Origin of the sequence: Streptomyces sp. NPDC096048 (genome assembly GCF_044763415.1) — a bacterium.
Lineage (GTDB): Bacteria > Actinomycetota > Actinomycetes > Streptomycetales > Streptomycetaceae > Streptomyces.
This window is the reverse complement of the sequence record NZ_JBIWGG010000002.1, coordinates 343,526-359,527: the sequence shown is the minus strand read 5'-3', so window position 1 is coordinate 359,527 and position 16,002 is coordinate 343,526. Positions and strand designations below refer to the sequence as shown.

At 71.4% G+C, this 16,002-nt stretch carries 16 protein-coding genes and 1 pseudogene; 4 read left to right on the top strand and 13 right to left on the bottom strand.

The genetic code is table 11. The annotated features are described in order from the left end of the window. The 3 genes from ACIQ6R_RS06130 to ACIQ6R_RS06120 all read left to right on the top strand — a co-directional run bounded on the left by ACIQ6R_RS06130 (position 1) and on the right by ACIQ6R_RS06120 (position 4,551). A complete protein-coding gene (locus tag ACIQ6R_RS06130; protein ID WP_404219077.1) occupies positions 1–2,031 on the top strand; it encodes a YfjP family GTPase in 2,031 nt (676 codons plus the stop codon). 327 nt (positions 2,032–2,358) lie between these two features. After that, positions 2,359–2,832: a single-stranded DNA-binding protein gene (locus ACIQ6R_RS06125; protein ID WP_404219075.1), complete on the top strand. Its 474-nt coding sequence runs from the start codon at positions 2,359–2,361 to the stop codon at positions 2,830–2,832. Positions 2,833–3,144: 312 nt separating this feature from the next. Then, the gene (locus tag ACIQ6R_RS06120; protein WP_404219073.1) at positions 3,145–4,551 is read left to right on the top strand and encodes a TQXA domain-containing protein; all 1,407 of its coding nucleotides are present in this window, start codon (positions 3,145–3,147) and stop codon (positions 4,549–4,551) included. 90 nt (positions 4,552–4,641) lie between these two features. Here the strand turns inward: ACIQ6R_RS06120 and ACIQ6R_RS06115 are convergent. After that, a pseudogene (locus ACIQ6R_RS06115) lies at positions 4,642–5,132 on the bottom strand (integrase core domain-containing protein); the annotation flags it as partial. Between the two features lie 86 nt (positions 5,133–5,218). On the opposite strand from ACIQ6R_RS06115, the gene ACIQ6R_RS06110 reads away from it, so the two are divergent. Beyond that, a complete protein-coding gene (locus ACIQ6R_RS06110; protein ID WP_404219071.1) occupies positions 5,219–5,794 on the top strand; it encodes a hypothetical protein in 576 nt (191 codons plus the stop codon). 36 nt (positions 5,795–5,830) lie between these two features. Here ACIQ6R_RS06110 and ACIQ6R_RS06105 read toward each other — a convergent pair whose 3' ends face one another. The 12 genes from ACIQ6R_RS06105 to ACIQ6R_RS06050 form a co-directional block, all read right to left on the bottom strand. Beyond that, on the bottom strand, positions 5,831–8,020 hold the full coding sequence (locus ACIQ6R_RS06105; RefSeq protein ID WP_404219069.1) for an FG-GAP repeat domain-containing protein: 2,190 nt from the start codon (positions 8,018–8,020) through the stop codon (positions 5,831–5,833). Between the two features lie 227 nt (positions 8,021–8,247). Further along, positions 8,248–8,766 carry an HAD domain-containing protein gene (locus ACIQ6R_RS06100; protein ID WP_404219067.1) on the bottom strand — a complete coding sequence of 173 codons (519 nt, stop codon included), beginning with the start codon at positions 8,764–8,766 and terminating at the stop codon, positions 8,248–8,250. Positions 8,767–8,926: 160 nt separating this feature from the next. Further along, complete coding sequence (locus ACIQ6R_RS06095) at positions 8,927–10,189, bottom strand: tyrosine-type recombinase/integrase (protein ID WP_404219065.1); 1,263 nt, start codon at positions 10,187–10,189, stop codon at positions 8,927–8,929. Further along, positions 10,189–10,386 (bottom strand): helix-turn-helix transcriptional regulator, encoded by a 198-nt coding sequence (locus ACIQ6R_RS06090; protein WP_404219063.1) that lies wholly within the window; start codon positions 10,384–10,386, stop codon positions 10,189–10,191. The genes ACIQ6R_RS06095 and ACIQ6R_RS06090 overlap by 1 nt, the downstream gene beginning before the upstream one ends. Positions 10,387–10,388: 2 nt before the next feature. After that, the gene (repSA, locus tag ACIQ6R_RS06085; RefSeq protein ID WP_404219060.1) at positions 10,389–11,786 is read right to left on the bottom strand and encodes a replication initiator protein RepSA; all 1,398 of its coding nucleotides are present in this window, start codon (positions 11,784–11,786) and stop codon (positions 10,389–10,391) included. Between the two features lie 89 nt (positions 11,787–11,875). Further along, on the bottom strand, positions 11,876–12,193 hold the full coding sequence (locus ACIQ6R_RS06080; RefSeq protein WP_404219058.1) for a SpdD-like protein: 318 nt from the start codon (positions 12,191–12,193) through the stop codon (positions 11,876–11,878). A gap of 28 nt (positions 12,194–12,221) precedes the next feature. Further along, entirely contained in the window at positions 12,222–12,377 is a 156-nt protein-coding gene (locus ACIQ6R_RS06075) for a hypothetical protein (RefSeq protein ID WP_003950175.1), read from the bottom strand. An 11-nt stretch (positions 12,378–12,388) separates the two neighbouring features. Next, positions 12,389–12,580, bottom strand: a complete 192-nt coding sequence (locus tag ACIQ6R_RS06070) for a mobile element transfer protein (RefSeq protein WP_404219056.1) — start codon at positions 12,578–12,580, stop codon at positions 12,389–12,391. Between the two features lie 32 nt (positions 12,581–12,612). Continuing rightward, positions 12,613–13,266 carry a DUF2637 domain-containing protein gene (locus ACIQ6R_RS06065; RefSeq protein WP_404219054.1) on the bottom strand — a complete coding sequence of 218 codons (654 nt, stop codon included), beginning with the start codon at positions 13,264–13,266 and terminating at the stop codon, positions 12,613–12,615. Positions 13,267–13,351: 85 nt separating this feature from the next. Next, on the bottom strand, positions 13,352–14,707 hold the full coding sequence (locus ACIQ6R_RS06060) for an FtsK/SpoIIIE domain-containing protein (protein WP_404219052.1): 1,356 nt from the start codon (positions 14,705–14,707) through the stop codon (positions 13,352–13,354). Between the two features lie 3 nt (positions 14,708–14,710). Continuing rightward, entirely contained in the window at positions 14,711–15,067 is a 357-nt protein-coding gene (locus ACIQ6R_RS06055; RefSeq protein ID WP_279566084.1) for a hypothetical protein, read from the bottom strand. A 139-nt stretch (positions 15,068–15,206) separates the two neighbouring features. Beyond that, positions 15,207–15,986, bottom strand: a complete 780-nt coding sequence (locus tag ACIQ6R_RS06050) for a GntR family transcriptional regulator (protein WP_404219050.1) — start codon at positions 15,984–15,986, stop codon at positions 15,207–15,209. Positions 15,987–16,002 lie beyond the last annotated feature (16 nt).

The following is a 16,002-nucleotide window of genomic DNA, read 5'->3' as shown; positions in this document are numbered from 1 at the left end:
GTGACCGCTGTCACTGACCAGGACCCCACCGAGCACACCGACCACACGACGGAGGAAGCGGGCCGGAAAGGCCCGGCGGACCGGACGGGCGGCACGGGCGGGACGGGCCGGACGGGCCGGACGGGTTCCGGGGACGGCCGGGGCCCGGAGCGGGGCGCCGACAAGGACGAGAGCGAACGCGCACGCGGCTCCCACGCGCGCGTACGGGACGGCGGAGAGCCCCGCCGTACGGACCGGGACCGGGGGAACGAGCGCGTGGAGCGTACGGAAGGCAGCGAGCGTACGGAGGACGCGGCCGGCGGTTCGCCCGGGTCCGGGGGCGGGGGAGAGGGCGCCTGGGGCGACGGGCTGATCGCGCGGCGGGTGGACGAGAACAGCGGGGCGGAGCGGTTCAGCATCGTGCCGAGCAGGCCCGCCAGTTCCTCGGCCCTCATGCCGCTGGCGTACGACGGACAACTCAGGTCGCGGCTGGACGCGCTGCGCGAGCTGGTGGGGCTCTCCCGTACCCGGCTCGACAGCGGGACGCTGGCCGAGGCGGGCCGGGTCCTCGACGAGGCCGCCGCGCGGCGCAGACTCTCCGGGCAGCACACCGTGGTGGCCATCGCGGGTGCGACCGGCAGCGGCAAGTCGCAGCTGTTCAACACGCTCGCCGGGGTCCCGATCTCCGAGACGGGCGTCCGCCGGCCGACCACCGCGGCGCCCATCGCGTGCAGCTGGAGCGACGGCGCGGCCAGCCTCCTGGACCGGCTCGGCATCCCCGGCCGGCTGCGGCGCCGCCCGCTCCAGCACCCGGACGCCGACTCGCCGCTGCGCGGGCTGGTCCTGATCGACCTGCCCGACCACGACTCGGCGGCCGTGCAGCACCGCGAGCAGGTGGACCGCATCCTGGCGCTCGTCGACGCCGTCATCTGGGTCGTGGACCCGGAGAAGTACGCCGACGCCGTGCTCCACGAGCGCTATCTGCGGCCGATGGCGGGCCACGCGGAGGTCACCCTCGTCGTCCTCAACCAGGTCGACCGGCTGCCCGGGGAGGCGGCCGAACAGGTCCTCGACGACCTGCGGCGGCTGCTCGACGAGGACGGCATCGCGCTGGGCGAGTACGGCGAACCCGGCGCCACCGTCCTCGCCCTGTCCGCCCTCACCGGGGAAGGCATCGGCGAACTGCGCGAAGTGCTCGGCCAGTTCGTCGCCGAGCGGCAGGCACCGGCGCGCCGTATCTCGGCCGACGTGGACGCCGCCGCCTGGCGCCTGCGCCCCGTGTACGTCACCGGGCGGCGGACCGGGCTCAGCGAGGAGGCGCGGGAGGAGTTCGCGGACCGGCTGGCGGACGCGGTGGGTGCCACCGCGGCGGGCGAGGCGGCCGAACGCTCCTGGCTGCGCAACGCCAACCGCGCGTGCGGCACGCCCTGGCTGCGGCTGTGGCGCTGGTACCACGACCGGCGCGAACCCCCCACGGGACGGCTCCCGCTGCGCGCCCAGGCGGACGAGGAGGCCACGGCCCGTCAGCGCGTCGAGCAGGCGGTGCGTACGGTCTCGGAGCGGGCGTCTGCCGGGCTACCGGCGCCGTGGGCGCAGGCGATGCGCGAGGCGGCCTTCCGCGGCGCCCAGGGGCTGCCCGAGGCCCTCGACGAGCTGGCGGTGCGCACGGGGCTGCCGCCGGGGCGTCCGCCGAGGCCGGGCTGGTGGCCGGTGGCCGTGCTGGCCCAGGCCGCCATGACCCTGCTGCAGGTGGTGGGCGGCCTGTGGCTGCTGGGCCAGATCATCGGCTTCATGCCGCCGAACCTGGGCGTACCGGTCCTGCTGATGCTGGCCGGGATCATCGGCGGCCCCCTCATCGAGTGGAGCTGCCGTATCGCGGCACGCGGACCGGCACGGCGTTACGGCCATGAGGCGGAACGCCTGTTGCGGGAGGCGGCCGCCGGATGCGGCCGGGCCAGGGTGCTGGATCCGCTGGCGGGGGAGCTGCTGCGGTACCGGGAGGTGCGGGAGCAGTACGGACGGGTGACGGGGGCGGGGGCCGCGACGAGGTAGGGGCCGCGCGCCGGGGGACGGGGGACGGGGAGGCCGGATGGCCAGAGAGCCGGATGGCCGGATGGCCGGAGGGCCCGGTAGGGGTCGACGGTGTGGGCCGCGGACTTCGTTGCCGCCCGGGACTCCCACTCGCTGGGGTGACGGAGTTCTCCACAGGCGCCGGAACGGTCCACAGCCCGCGGCGGGCTCGGCCCGGGCGGAGGCAGTCTGGCTTCGCGGCGATCGCGACGGACGCGGTCGTCGCGGCAGCGGCGGCGTGCGGGACGCGACGCCGGCCGCGCCGGACACAGCCGTACGGGACGTGCCCGTACGGGAGGGAGGACTCCGATGAACGAGACGATGATCTGCGCCGTCGGCAACGTGGCCACGCAGCCGGTGTTCCGGAACCTGGCGAACGGGCCGTCGGCGCGGTTCCGGCTGGCGGTCACCGCGCGCTACTGGGACCGCGAGAAGAGCGCGTGGACCGACGGCCACACCAACTTCTTCACGGTGTGGGCCAACCGGCAGCTCGCCGCCAATGTCTCGGCGTCCTTGGCGGTGGGCGAACCCGTCGTCGTGCAAGGCCGGTTGAAGGTGCGCACGGACGTGCGCGAGGGGCAGAACTGGACCTCGGCGGACATCGACGCGGTGGCGATCGGTCACGATCTCGCGCGCGGCACGGCGGCGTTCCGGCGCACCGGGAGGGCGGAGACGGCGGTCTCCCCACCGCAGCCCGAGCCCAACTGGGAGACACCGGCGGCGGAGTCGGCCGACGCGGACGACACCGGACAGCGACCGGAGCCCGCCGCCGCGGTGGCATGACGACGGCGGGTCCGCCGGAACTGACCGAAGCCGGAACTGACCGAAGCCGGAACTGACCGAAGCCGGAACTGACCGAAGTACGGCTTATCGGCGAATGCGCCCCGCGCGACCCCGGGTGGATTTGTCGATAAGCCCTGCTCACCTGCCCTGTCGGCGATAACGATTCCGAGTCGGATCACCGTGTGGACGAACATCATCGGCAAGCACGGTGTGTCAGGTCCTTAGGATGCCGAACGAGCCCTGTGGGGCTGGTGATTCTGCTGGTAGGACCGTGCCCCCCACGCCAACGGGTCCTGCTCGAAGGGGAATTTGGTGTTTTCTTCGCTCACCGCGCTGTCTCTGCCCGGCCGAGGGGCGGCGCGCCGCGCCACCGCGGCACTGGTGTCCGCACTCGCCGTCGCGAGCGTGGTGTCCGGTGCCGGTCAGGCGGCCGCCGCCCAGGACGCGGCGGCTCGGGGCCAGGGCGGGGCGACGGCCACCATCGGCGGCCTCAAGGCGCACGGCACCGCGGTCATCCACGGCGAGGGCGGCGACCAGGAGGTGCCGGCCGGCCTGTTCGAGATGTCCGTGGAGGGCGGCGGCATGCTGCAGACGTACTGCGTCGACATCCAGAACCCGACGCAGAAGGACGCCAAATACCACGAGACTCCGTGGAGCGGCACGTCACTGGGCACCAACAAGGACGCCGGCCGCATCCGCTGGATCCTGCGGAACTCCTACCCCCAGGTCAACGACCTCGCCGCGCTCGCGAAGAAGGCGGGAGTCCGCGGCGGTCTCACCGAGCAGGAGGCCGCGGCCGGCACGCAGGTCGCCATCTGGCGCTACTCGGACGACACCGCCGTCGACGCCGTCGACCCCCAGGCCGAGCGGCTCGCCGACTACCTGGAGAAGAACGCCCGCGGCCTCACGGAGCCCGCGGCGTCGCTCACCCTGGACCCGCCCGCGGTCTCGGGCCGCCCCGGTGAGCGGCTCGGCCCGCTGACGGTGCGCACCAACGCCGGCGGGGCGACGGTGACACCCCCGGTGGACGCCACCGCGGGCGGGGTGCGGATCGTCGACAAGAAGGGCGAGCCGGTCACCTCCGTCACCGACGGCACCCAGATCTTCTTCGACGTGCCCGAGGACGCCGCTGCGGGCACCGCCGAGCTGACGGTCCAGGCCTCGACCACCGTGCCGGTCGGCCGCGCCTTCGCCTCCGAGAGCCGCAGCCAGACCCAGATCCTGGCCGGCTCCAGCGAGTCCACGGTCTCGGCGACGGCCACCGCCACCTGGGCCGACCAGGGCGCGATACCCGCCCTGTCCGCGACGAAGAACTGCGCCGAGGGCGCCCTGGACATCACCGCGCTCAACGAGGGCGACGAACCCTTCACCTTCGAACTCCTGGACAGCGAGTACACCATCGCACCCGGCGAGACCCGGACGGTGACGGTCCCGCTGCCCGAGGACCGCGCCTACGACTTCACCGTCCGCGGCCCGGCCGGCTTCGAGCGGCGCTTCACGGGCGTACTCGACTGCCGCACCCGAAGCGCCGCACTGGCCGACACCACCCGCCCCCTCGGCGAACCGGCCCCCACCAGGGTCGTCACCCCCACCCCGAACCCCAACCTCGCCGAAACCGGCAGCTCCGGAGCGACGCCCCTGATCGGCGGCGCGGCCATCGGCCTGGTCGTGATCGGCGGCGCGGTCCTGCTGTTCCTCCGCCGAAGGAACGAAGGGTGACGAGGCGCCCCGCCACGGAGGCGCCACCTCACATGCTCCGCCGTGCGGGTCACAGTGGCTCGTCGGCCGGACGGCAGGTGACGCGGCCCAGGTGTGCTGACCGGACAGGTCGGTGACGCGGCCGGCTGGGGTGTGGCCGCTGTTTCCGGTGCGGGGCCGGTGGCAGTTGTACCGGTCCAGCCAGTCGGGAAACGCTGCCTGACGTTCGCTGTCCGAGGTGCGGGGCCGGTGGTAGGCCCATTCGTCGAGCAGGGTGCGGTGGAAGCGTTCGACCTTGCGATTGGTCCGGGGCCGCCAGGAACGCGGCCGAGTTTCCCGACGTCGATGTGGACGAGTTCGCCGGGGCGGGCTCGTTCGTAGCGGCGGACGGGTTCGCCGGTGGCCCGGTCGCAGGCGGCGAGGGCTGGCAGGTGGTGTCGGACGAGGATGCGGTGGGCGGTGCAGGCGGCGATGCCGGTACGGGCGACCAGCCGCACCGGTCCGATGCGGTGTTCGGGCCGCGGGCGCACGACCCGTTCCTCGATGATGTCCTGCGTGCGGCCAGGCTGGTGGTGCGGGCGGCTGGAGCGGCCCTGCATCCCGGCCCCGAACCCAGAAGGCCCTCACCTGTTCGAGGACCCAGCCCGCGTGGCACCGACGTCCCGGGACAGCAACCTAGGGTGTACCGATGCAGCCCGCCCCACCGCCGCGGATATCGGCGAACGAACTCCGCCCCGGCCGTCACTGGTATCTCACAGGGGCCGCGGTCGCCGTCGTGCTGATCGTGCTGGGCGCGGCCATCGGTGTGCAGCGGTTCAACGACCTGATCGACGCGGTGGACGCCAACCACCGGTTCGCCAACGGTGACACCGTCAGCCTCCGGCTGGAGCCGGGGAGCGAGAAGACGATCTGGGTCAGGTATCCGGGCCGGTCGCCCGGCCCGGAGTGCGACATCAGCGGGCCGGGCGACCCAGGCCTCACCGACCCGGGACCCGACGTGTTCCTCACCCGCGACGAGACCTGGATGCCGCTCCACACCATCGACGTACCGCGGTCGGGCGACTACACGGTCACCTGCTCCTCCCAAGCGCTCTCCCGGTACGCCATCGGGGACTCCGGCGGCCTTGTCGCGTTCGCGGGCTGGCTGATCCTGGCCATCTCTCTCCCTGCCCTCGGGCTCGGCATCTGCGCCGCCATCGTCCTCGTCACCGCGGTCCGTCGCAGCGGCCACCGCAAGCGGCTGCTCGCCCACGGCCGACAGTGAAGGCCACCTTGAGTTCCGAAGAAGCGAACCGGCCGATCAGAGGAGCGGGTCCAGTCCGTTCAGGTGGGCACCGGGTTCGGTAGCGGGAAACGGCGTCCTCCACTGCCCCGTGCCGTAATAGAACCTCATGTACGTGTTGGTGCCGGCGCTCTCGGGGACAGTGACCACGTCGCTCCAACCGTCGCCGTCGACGTCCCCCGGTCCGATGATCCGGTACCCGCTCCAGCCGCCGCCGATCCGTGATCGGGGCGTGAAGGTGCCGTCGCCCTTTCCGAGGTAGAGCCACAGCACGCCGGACCTGTCACGGGCGACGAGGTCGCCGGCCGGGGCGCCCGCCAGGTTGCCGGTGGCAGTCAGCTGGTTGTAGACGCCCCAGCCGCCGCCGACGCGCTTGCGGGCGGCGAAGGTGCCGTCGTTCTTGCCGGGGTAGAGCCACAGCACGCCGGCCTTGTCCCTGGCGAGGAGGTCGTCCCGACCGTCACCGGTCAGGTCGGAGCCGCTGGTGAGCTCGTCGTAGATGCTCCATCCGCCGCCGACGCGCTTGCGGGGGGTGAGGGTGCCGTCGCCCATACCCGCGTACGACCAGAGGACGCCGTCCTTGTCGCGGGCGACGAGTCCGCCGGCGGCGGGGACGATCCTGTCGTACGTGTTCCACCCGCCGCCGATCCTGGTCCGGCGCGGCGTCTCGTCGTAGGACAGGTGCCGGAGTTGGCCGACGTCGTACAGGGACAGGACCCCGGTCGAGGAGCGGCTGAAGATGTCCGGCGAACCATTGTCGTCGAAGTCGTGCGAGCGGGGTGCGCGGGTGACGGTGAACGAGCCGGTGCGCTCGACGGCCGGCCCAATGCCGTTCGCGGGCTCGGCCCTCATCGTCCACGTGTACGCGCCCCGATACGCCGGGAACTTGTCCAGGAGCCCGTCCCAGTCCACGCGGAACTCCGTCGTGTCCGGCACGGGCCCCCAGGCCGTGACGGCGTCGGACGTGCCCGTGGCGGTGTGGACCAGCTTCAGGTGGACGCGCGCGTTGGAGCGGCTGAGTGTCCAGGCGGCCGGCACCCTTCCACCCGCCTGATCGAGGTCGACGGCGCCGCGCGGCGCCAGGGGCTCGGACAGGGGGGTGAGGGCGGTGGGGACTCCCGTGGTGGCCAGGACGGACACGGTGGGACGGTCGCCGTTCGGACCGGGTGTGATCCGGTACAGTCCCTCGCCGTGCTCGATCGTGCCGCCGGTCGCGATCAGACCGCCGTCGGCGGTGGGAACGACAGAGGTGGCGTGCGCGAGGAGCTGGACGGTCTTGCCCGTCATCAACGACCGGGCGGTCAGGTCCGACTGACCGACCGGTCCCAGGGCGGTGAAGGCCTCGGGGTCGCTGTACACGGCCCAGTCGCCCGCGATGCCGAACGTCAGCGTGGTCTCGTTCGCTCTCTTCACCCACGTGCTGCGGCTGATCTCCCGGGAGCCTCGCCGGACTACCGCCAGGACCGAGTTCCCCTCGGCGTTCCGCTCGTGCCAGACCACATGGGTCCCCGTCCCGCCGGCGGGACGGATGACATTCTCGTTGTTCCGGATGTCGTACGTCGCCGTCACCGAAGCCGAGGCGAGGTCCACAACGGCCAGCCGCTGCTCCCATGTCCCGTCCGTACGCTTGAAACCGCGGAGCAGCAACGTGTGCGGGTCGGTGTTCGTCGCGGCAAGCCACGACATGCCCTCCGGCAGACCGGTCACCGTCCGGTCCACGACCCGGCCTTGGCCGTCCTTGTCGAACAGGTGCGGCTCCCGCCGGTTGTCCACGCGCTTGGATGCGACGAGCGTGGTTCCCTGGTAGCGGAGGACGTGGTACTCCCCGTCGAGGTTGTAAGAGATCAGCTCCTTGCCCGTGGCCATGTCGATGAAGGTGTGCGTAGTGCCCTCGATCCGGACGACGGTGTCCGTACCCGGATCCGCTCTGTACGGCCCGCCCGGCAGTGGGGTCCGGATGCCGTCGTACCGTCTCCACGTGTAGACGTCGGTCTCGCCCTCCTTGTGGCGCGACAGAAAGCCCGTGGGCCCGCCGGAAAGGGCGACCGTGTCGGGCGGTACGGCGATCGCCGCCTGATGGTTCGTGGCGGGTGCCGTCACCGCCGGGTCGGCCGCGAGAACCGGGGCGGTCAGGCCGCCGGCCGTCACAGCGAGAGCGACAGCAGCGGCAACGGCGAGGCGCCGTCCGGTGGGGCTGACATGGTTCAACGGAAGCCCTCCCAGGCGTCGTGTTCGTGGCGTCGAAGCGCAACGAACAAAGCGACCCACGAGAGTCGTGCAGGGTTGTACGGTCGCTCGAAAGGGGCGGAATGGCGGTTGATTCCCGGTTGGGCTGGGACTGTCCGACGTGTTGCGCGCGGTCGCGGGACTCCACGGAGCAGCCGGCGTTCGGCACGCCTCCTTCGTGTTCGTGGATCGACTTGCTGGGGCGGTACTCATCGTGGCGCGACGGTACTGAGCCACCCGGCCAGCGCGTGGAAGTCGGCGTCCACGAGGCCCTTGGCCGGGTCGACCCGATGAAGCAGTGCCGGCGCGGGGTGGCCGTCAGCGACCCAAAGGCGGTCCATGGCACTGATCTCGTCGTCGACCCAGATGAATGGCCGACCGTCGGCCCACTCGACCAGGGAGCGGGTCTTCCAGTGCAGACCCCGCGGGCCTTCCTCGACACAGGCGTCCGGCCACTCCATCACGGGAAGCCTCGGTAGGCCGACGCGCGGGGCGACGACCTCGTTCGCCTGGTCCATCCAGGTCGTCGCCCACACGAGAGGGCAGCCCAGGGCCATGAGGCTGGCACCGATCCCGGGGTCGAGCCGGGCCAGCAACGGGTTCCCCTGATCGACGGACGTCAGGGTGCCGTCAGCAGCGATCTCCGGCCGGTCGACCGGTGACCCGAACGGGATGAGGGGGCCGTCGACGTCGAGGAAGAGGAGAGGGTGATCCGCCGTGCTGGTCACGGTGGCACGATAGCTCGACGCACGAAAGGCCAGGTCAGAGGGCTCGGACGGATCGCGTTTCCGCCCAGGGGTGGCGGTGCGGCAAGATGGGGTGTTACTTACCGCGAGAGGGCATGAAAAGGCCCCTCACCAGCGGTTTTATCGCCGACGAGGGGCCGTCTCAGGCAGCCTGGGCCGTCTCTGGGCCGTCGTGAGCGTGACCGGCGGCCCGGTACATCGCGGAGATGGCTTTCCGCGTCCGCGTCTCGCTGGACGGCATCAGGTGCGTGTAGACCCGGAGGGTGAACCCCGGGTCGCTGTGACCGAGGTAGAGGCTCAAGGCCTTGATGCTCTCTCCGGCGTCCAGGAGGACCGATGCGTAGAAGTGCCGGAGCGCGTGCATGCCGTGCTCGCGGGCGGCGGCGTAGCGCTTGCCCTTCTCGGGGGCAGAGATGATGCCGGCGGAGGCGAGGGCGGGCTTCCAGGACTGGTCGTTGAACGCCTGGCTCCAGATGGCTGCGCCGATACCGCTGGTGAAGAGGAGCCGGTGAGTGACCTTGGGACCGGTCGGGGTCAGCCAGGGCAGGGTGATGGCCACGGGCGGGAAGGCCGCCATGTGCTCGCGGAGCGCAATCGACACCTCCGGGTCGAGGGGGACGTCACGGAGCTTGCCGCGCTTCGGCGGGGCGAAGACGAGCGTGCCGCGTACCTTCTTGACCTGCTGGCGGACGTAGAGCCAGCCGAGGTCACCGATGTTGTCGACGGCCAGACCGAAGATCTCACCCTGTCGGAGTCCGCATCCGGCACCCAGGTCGACCATGGCCCGGTACCGCTCGGGGAGGCCAGCCCGTACGCCGAAGACCTGCTCAGCGGACCAGGGATGGACGCGTGACGGCGCGGGACGAGGTGCCTTGACCGATCGGGCCCGGCAGGGGTTCGAGGCCAGGAGACGGTCATCCACGGCCGCATTGAGTACGGAGGACACCGCGTCGAAGATGAGGCGCCGGTACTGGGCAGACGCCACGGCGTCTTCGAGTTGGCGGTTCCAGTCGCGGATGTGCTCGGGCTGGAACGAGCCGATCGGACGCGTGCCGAGATACGGCAGGGCATGGAGGCGCAGCCTGCCTTCGACGGCGGCCCGGCTCGTGAGGTCGGTTGTAAGCGCGGCGAGCCAGCGGTCCGCGTACTCGCGGAAGGTGACACGGGCGGCCCTCGGGTCGATGTACTGCCCGTGCGCCATGTCAGCTTCGATGTTGGTCAGCCATGCGTCAGCCAAGCGCTTCTGCTTGTCGGGGAAGCTCTTGGACTTCTCGGTGCCGTCGGGGCCGATGTAGCGGGCCCGGTAGCGCATGCCCGTTCCGTGGCGGTCGGTATTGACCCTGCGCGTCTTACCGTCTGCTCCTACTTCGGTCCGATACCAGCGGTCCTGGATGTGGCCGGCCATCAGGCGGCCTCCCCGAGCTGCGAGTCGACCCAGCACCGCACGTCGCTCGGGTCGAAGCGGAGGTGCCGGCCGACGCGGAAGCCACGGGGGCCGGTGCGCTTGCGCCGCCACTGGTAGACCGTCTCGACGCTGGGAAGCTCGAACATCTCGACCAGGTCCTCAGGGGTCAGGAACCGGGTTGGCAGCTCTGAGGGCATGGTCAGCACTTCCCTTCGGTGGCGAGTTGGTCGCGTAGGGCTTCACGTGCGGTTTCTCGGTTGAGCTGGAGATCCCGGGCGATGGTGGCGGCGAGGGCGGATTCGCCGGGGGTGTGGCCGTGGCCGGCGTACTGCCAGTCAGTGAGGACGAGCACGGTGTCCGGCTCGCGGTCGTCCAGGGCGAGGGCGGCGTGTTCCTGGGCGGCGCGGTAGTCGGCGCGTGTCTGGCGGAGGGCGCCGAGGGTGGTGGAGTAGCGGCGGGATTTGGAGGAGAAGTGGCCGCGGAAGCCGAGCATGTGAGCCCAGGCCCAGAGGCGCCGGTCCGGGTAGAGGCGGTCCAGGTCGCGGCATGCGGTGATGAGTCGGCGGGTGTGGTCTGGGACCTGGTGGCGATCGAGTTCCGCAAGTTCGCCGATACGGCGGTCAAGCGTGCCGGTGTTCTCGGCTGCTTTGGTGGAGTACTTGGCGACGTAGGAGGCGACGGCCTGTTCGGTGATATCGGAGCCGTCGCCGAACGCTTTCACTGGGCGTACGTCGAGCTGTGTGCCCCAGCGGAAGGACCGGGCCGGTTGGTCCCCGGCGGCCGGGACGGAGACGGACGTGTATGAGTGCGCTGCGGCAGCGTGGATCGCGCCGGCAAGGAGGTCGACCGTTGCCCAGGCGGGCGGCGGTGTTCCGGGCCCCTCCGGTCCGTCGAGCCGGATCACCGCATGGAAGTGCAGGGCCCCACGCTTCTGAAACTCGGCGACCTTGCCGTACGAGACGCGGAGACGGTCAGCGAGTTCTCGGCGGGTAAGGCCGGCGCGGGCGGCGAGTTCGCGACGAAGGCGGGTGGTGAAGCGCTGCCAGAGCTGTCCCGCGTGGTTGTTGAACAGGACGGCGCCCGCGTAGTCGTACGTGCTGGGGTTGAGGGCGGTGCCCAACTCCGTGGCATCCGGGGCGTGCTGAGTACCGCAGCGGCAGGCGTCGTGGTCGGGCCGGTTGTGGACCGGGCCGAAGGAGGGAGCGGTGAGCGTGGCGAACACACGCGGGTGATCCCGGACCGTGGCGGGGACGTCTCGGCGGTCGTCTCCGGCCAGGCCCGCGCGGATGAGGTGGTAGGTGTCGCCCGCGTAGGTCCAGGCGCAGGACGGGCAGCGGGCGGCGCGGCGGTTGCCGCAGGCGAGGCGGAGGCGTCCACCGGGCTCAACGGCGGTCGTGTAGTGGTGCAGGGTCTCGCCGGTGGTCTTGTCCTTGTGGAGGGTCCAGCCGGTGAGGTGGATGGGGTCGGAGCAGCCGCCGGTGCGGCGGATCTGGTCTTCCCACCGGGTGTAGTCGGGGGCCGAGGCGACGCGGAGGAGGTCGCCGAGGGTGGTCGAGTCGAGCAGCGGGGCATGCGCGGTCGGGGCGCGGTGCGCCATGCTGGGTGCTTCCTTCCGGTTGTGAGATCGGTTGGGGACGGCGCCCGGGCGGCGGATGCTTGGCGGTATCGAGGCCGCCCGGGGGCCGGTCAGCGTCGTTTGGCGTCGGCGTGGATGAGGGAGCGGATCACCAGGGCGCAGACGGCGACCGAGGCGCCGGTGATGGCGACGGCCAAGAGCATCGAGACGAGAACGGCGCCGACGACCAGGACGACGGCCGTTCCGCCGCCGACGAGGGCGAGGGCGGTGCCGGGGGTGAGCTGCACCGTGGGCCGGGACGGCGCGGCAGCGACCGGAGCAGGAGGCGGGACCTGCGCACTCGGCACGACGGCGGTCGGCTCCACGACTACGGGCGGCGCGAGGTGGCCGGCGGGCGTGGGGTTGGTCGGGATCTTCGGGCGGAGCATCGGTGTTCTCCCTACAGGTTAGGTTGTGCTACTTGACGAAGCCGTTGACGACGGGGGCCAGCACGCTGTCGGCGATGAGGAAGCCGCCGAGGAGGAGTACGGCGATGAGCCACCAGGGCGGGCGGATGAGCTTGACGCCGAGGTAGCCGACGGCGAGGAGCGCGAGCCAGAGCGGGACGTCCATCGGGTGGCCTCCTAGCTGACGCGGCAGCGGTGGGTGCGGGCGGCGAGTTGCGCGGCGGACTGGCTGGAGTAGTCGGCGGACCAGCCGCAGCGGTCGTTGGTGCACACGGCGGCGTGTTTGGTCTGGCCTCGGCGGTCGCGGTGGATGCCGATCTGCACGGGGCCGATCCGCATGACGGAGTGGAAGAAGTCGCGGGCGGGCATGTCAGTCGATCTCCTAACGTGTCGCGGTCATGTCATCCGAGCTGTGCAGCGATGGCATCGGCGAGGTGCGGCGGGACGCCGAGGCGGGCGCGGAGGGTGTCGGTGTCGATCCGGACACCGGTGCGGGTGTGGTGGTCGTCGGCGACTTTGCGGGCGTGGTCGACGAGCGCGGCCGGGACCGGCACAGCCGTGGGCAGAGCGGGGGTTTCCTGGGTCTGCGGGGTGGCGGGGGGCTCGGGCGCCGGGTCCGGCTTGGCGGCGGTGGGTTCGGGCGCAGGGGCCGGAGCTGGGTCGGAGGATGCCGGGGGATCCGGGGACGGTTCTGCGGGTGAGTGAGCGAGGAGGGTGCCGCCCATAAAGGCCAGGGCGGGCCAGGCCGCGACGAGGATGCGTAGCCAAGGCGGGACGTCGCCGAGGTCGAGGAGCCCGGCGGTGGCCACGTTGGCGCCGAGCGAGGCGACCAGGGCGATGATGAACCAGCACCAGGCCAGCCGGGACGGGCCGTCGGCACGCAGCCGTCGCCAGGCGGCGACCAGGAGCAGGTCGACCGAGACGGGATAGGCCCAGGCTTTCCAGCCGGTCTGTCCGGCAGCGGCGGCGAGGTCGTGGAGGTGGGCGAAGGACAGCGCCCCGGCGATGACGGCCTGAACGAGTACGGCGTCGATACGGAGAGCGGGGCGGGCCATCACGGCTCCTTCCTGTGATCAGGCATGGCGGGGGTAGGGACCCGGCGCGAAGGACGGTCGCGCCGACCGTGGGAGGGGGAAGGTTTCAGGCGGTGGCGGGGGCCGTCTTGGACAGCGGCACGCGGGCCGAGGGCAGCGCAGCGACCGCGGGCCGGAAGGGCGCGAGGGCGGGCAGCTCGGGGGTGCGGTCGGCGTGCTTGTTGCAGACGTTCACGGCCTGGCGCAGCGTGGTGTGCGGGGCGCGGATGCGGTGCCAGCCGCCGGTGGAGTCCCCGGCGATGGCGATTCCGCGCGTCTCGGCTGGGATCTGGATGGCGGCGAGGACGGCGTCCGGGGCGATGTCGCCGAAGGCCATGTTCGCGGACGTTTCGTCGTTGACGCGGTGGGCGGTGCGGCCGGTGAGCTGGGCGCGGAGCATGGTGATGCCCTTGCCGAGTTCGGAGCCGAAGCGCTGCCCGCAGATCTCCAGGTAGATGCCGGCCGCGCGGCCGAGCTGGGCGAGGCGGACGAGGGCGGTGATGATCCGGTCCCGGCGCTTCTCTTCCTCTTTGCTTGCGAAGAGCGCGAGTTCGGCGACCTCGTCGACCAGGACGACGACCGGCACCGGCCGCAGGTCCTCGGGCAGGTCCCAGATGTCGGCGGCGATCTCGGCATCCGGTACGGCGACGCTGATCCGCTGTTCGGCGCGGATGAGCTGATAGACGTCCTGCATGTGGGACACCAGCGCCTCCAGCAGCTCCAGCGCGGTATCCGGGTTGTCGGCGAGCGCGGAGAACCGGCGGGCCAGCGGGAACAGCTCGACCCCTTGCTTGCAGTCGATGCCGACCAGCGCGACGTGGTGCGGGGCGAGCCCGGCGACGAGGTTGCGCTGATAGACGGACTTGCCGGACTCCGTGGCGCCGAGGGTCAGGCCGTGCGGGACGGCGCGGTAGTCGCGGTAGTGCACCGAGCCGTCCTCCTGCAGCGCGACCGGGACACGCATCGGTCGGGTGTCGGTTTTGGCCGGCATCTGCACCCGCTTGAGTACGTCGTAGCCGGTCATCCGGATCTCGACCACGCCGGAGCGCAGCTCACGGGAGGTGACGCCGTACATCGCGAAGGAGTGGCGCAGCCGGTCCGAGGCGGCGGCGACGTCGAAGGCGTCCTGTCCCGGGCGGAGTTTGAGCCGCAGGACCAGGCCGGTGTGGGTGGGCCGCAGCCGCAGTATGCGCGGCGCGCGGGATTCCGGTGCCGGGCGGTTGGTCATCCTGGCCAGCATGAGGCGCCAGCGCGAGGGCGGGACCGTCAGCCCGCAGGCCTCCATGACGGAGGCGTAGCGGACCAGGACGCGCACGACAGCGAAGGTGACCCCGAAGGTCATCCAGTACCAGGCGGGACGCCGCCACCGCAGGAGACCCGCAGCGGCGACGACCACCAGCAGTAAGACCGTCGGCCACGTCATGGCTCAGGCCGCCTTCGAGCCCGTGCCCGTGGTGGCCAGCGAGGTGACGGCGACCGCGCGGAAGGCGATGCCGTGCCGCTTCTGGCCGTTGAAGTCGTTCTCCCACGGCCGGGCGATCAGTCCCGTGAGCGCGACCGGGGTGCCCATGGTCAGCTCCCCGGAGATGCCGGTCTCCGGGACAGTGACGGACAGGATCTCGACTTCATCGTTGGCCGCGAACATCACGTTCACGGTCATCAGCTTCGCGCCGGTCTCGGCGTCGAGGGCCAGTTCGCCGGTCCGGCGGTCCTTCACCTTGGGCTCCGGGGTCTTGGCGACCATCACGACCGCAGCGGAGGTGTCTACGGGAATCTGACGCACAGCGGATCACTCCTCTATAGGTGCTGAACTCCACCACTCATGTACATGAGTGACATGAAGAAGAGTGCATCACTCCTGTATATGAGTCAACCCGCCGGGACACCGAAGTCACGACGGGTTGGGAGAAGTTGAGCGGGCGTCAGTCAGCCGCAGGGATCCGGTACTCGAAAACGAACTGGTCAGCAGCCATGAGCGTGTCGCAGACCTCCACCACGAGCCCAGCCGTCGTACGAGCCTCCCGGATCAGATGAACCACCGGCGCACCCGGACTCAGCGCCAGCTCGGAGGCTTCCGCCTTGGAGGCCGGCCGCGCTTGCAGCGTCTCAACGAACTCGGCGAACTCATGCCCGTGGTCTTCGAGTCGGGCGTAGATGCCACCGCCGCCGGGGTTCTCTGCGAACAGCTCCGGGATGTCCTTGACGACGTCCCACGGGAGGTAGGAGGAGGCGGTCTCGACCGGGGTGCCGTTGCGGAAGTAGAGGCGCCGCCGGGCAAGCACCTGAGTGCCGGCGGGGACACCGAGCCGCTGAGCGGCATCCGCGGGGGCCTCCATAGGCCCGATGTAGAGGACGCTCACCTTGGCCGTGGCACCGGACTGCGCGGACTCCGCGAGGTACGCGGCCTTGCCGCCCTGTCGGAGCGAACGCCGGAAACGGTCGGAGGAACGGTGCCGTACCGGCGGCCGGTCCTTCACGATCGAGCCCTTGCCGTGCCGGGTCTCGACCAGCCCACTCGCCCGCACCTCGACCATGGCCTTGCGGATCGTGCCGCCGGACACGCCGTAGCGATCCACCAGCTCCGATTCACTCGGCACCATGTCACCGGGCTTGAGTACACCCGCCCGGATCTGCCGCACGATCTCGTCCGCGATCTGCACGTACCGAGGCCCGGACCTGCCCCCCTCTACCGCAGTTCCCATAGTCCTTCCATGCCTC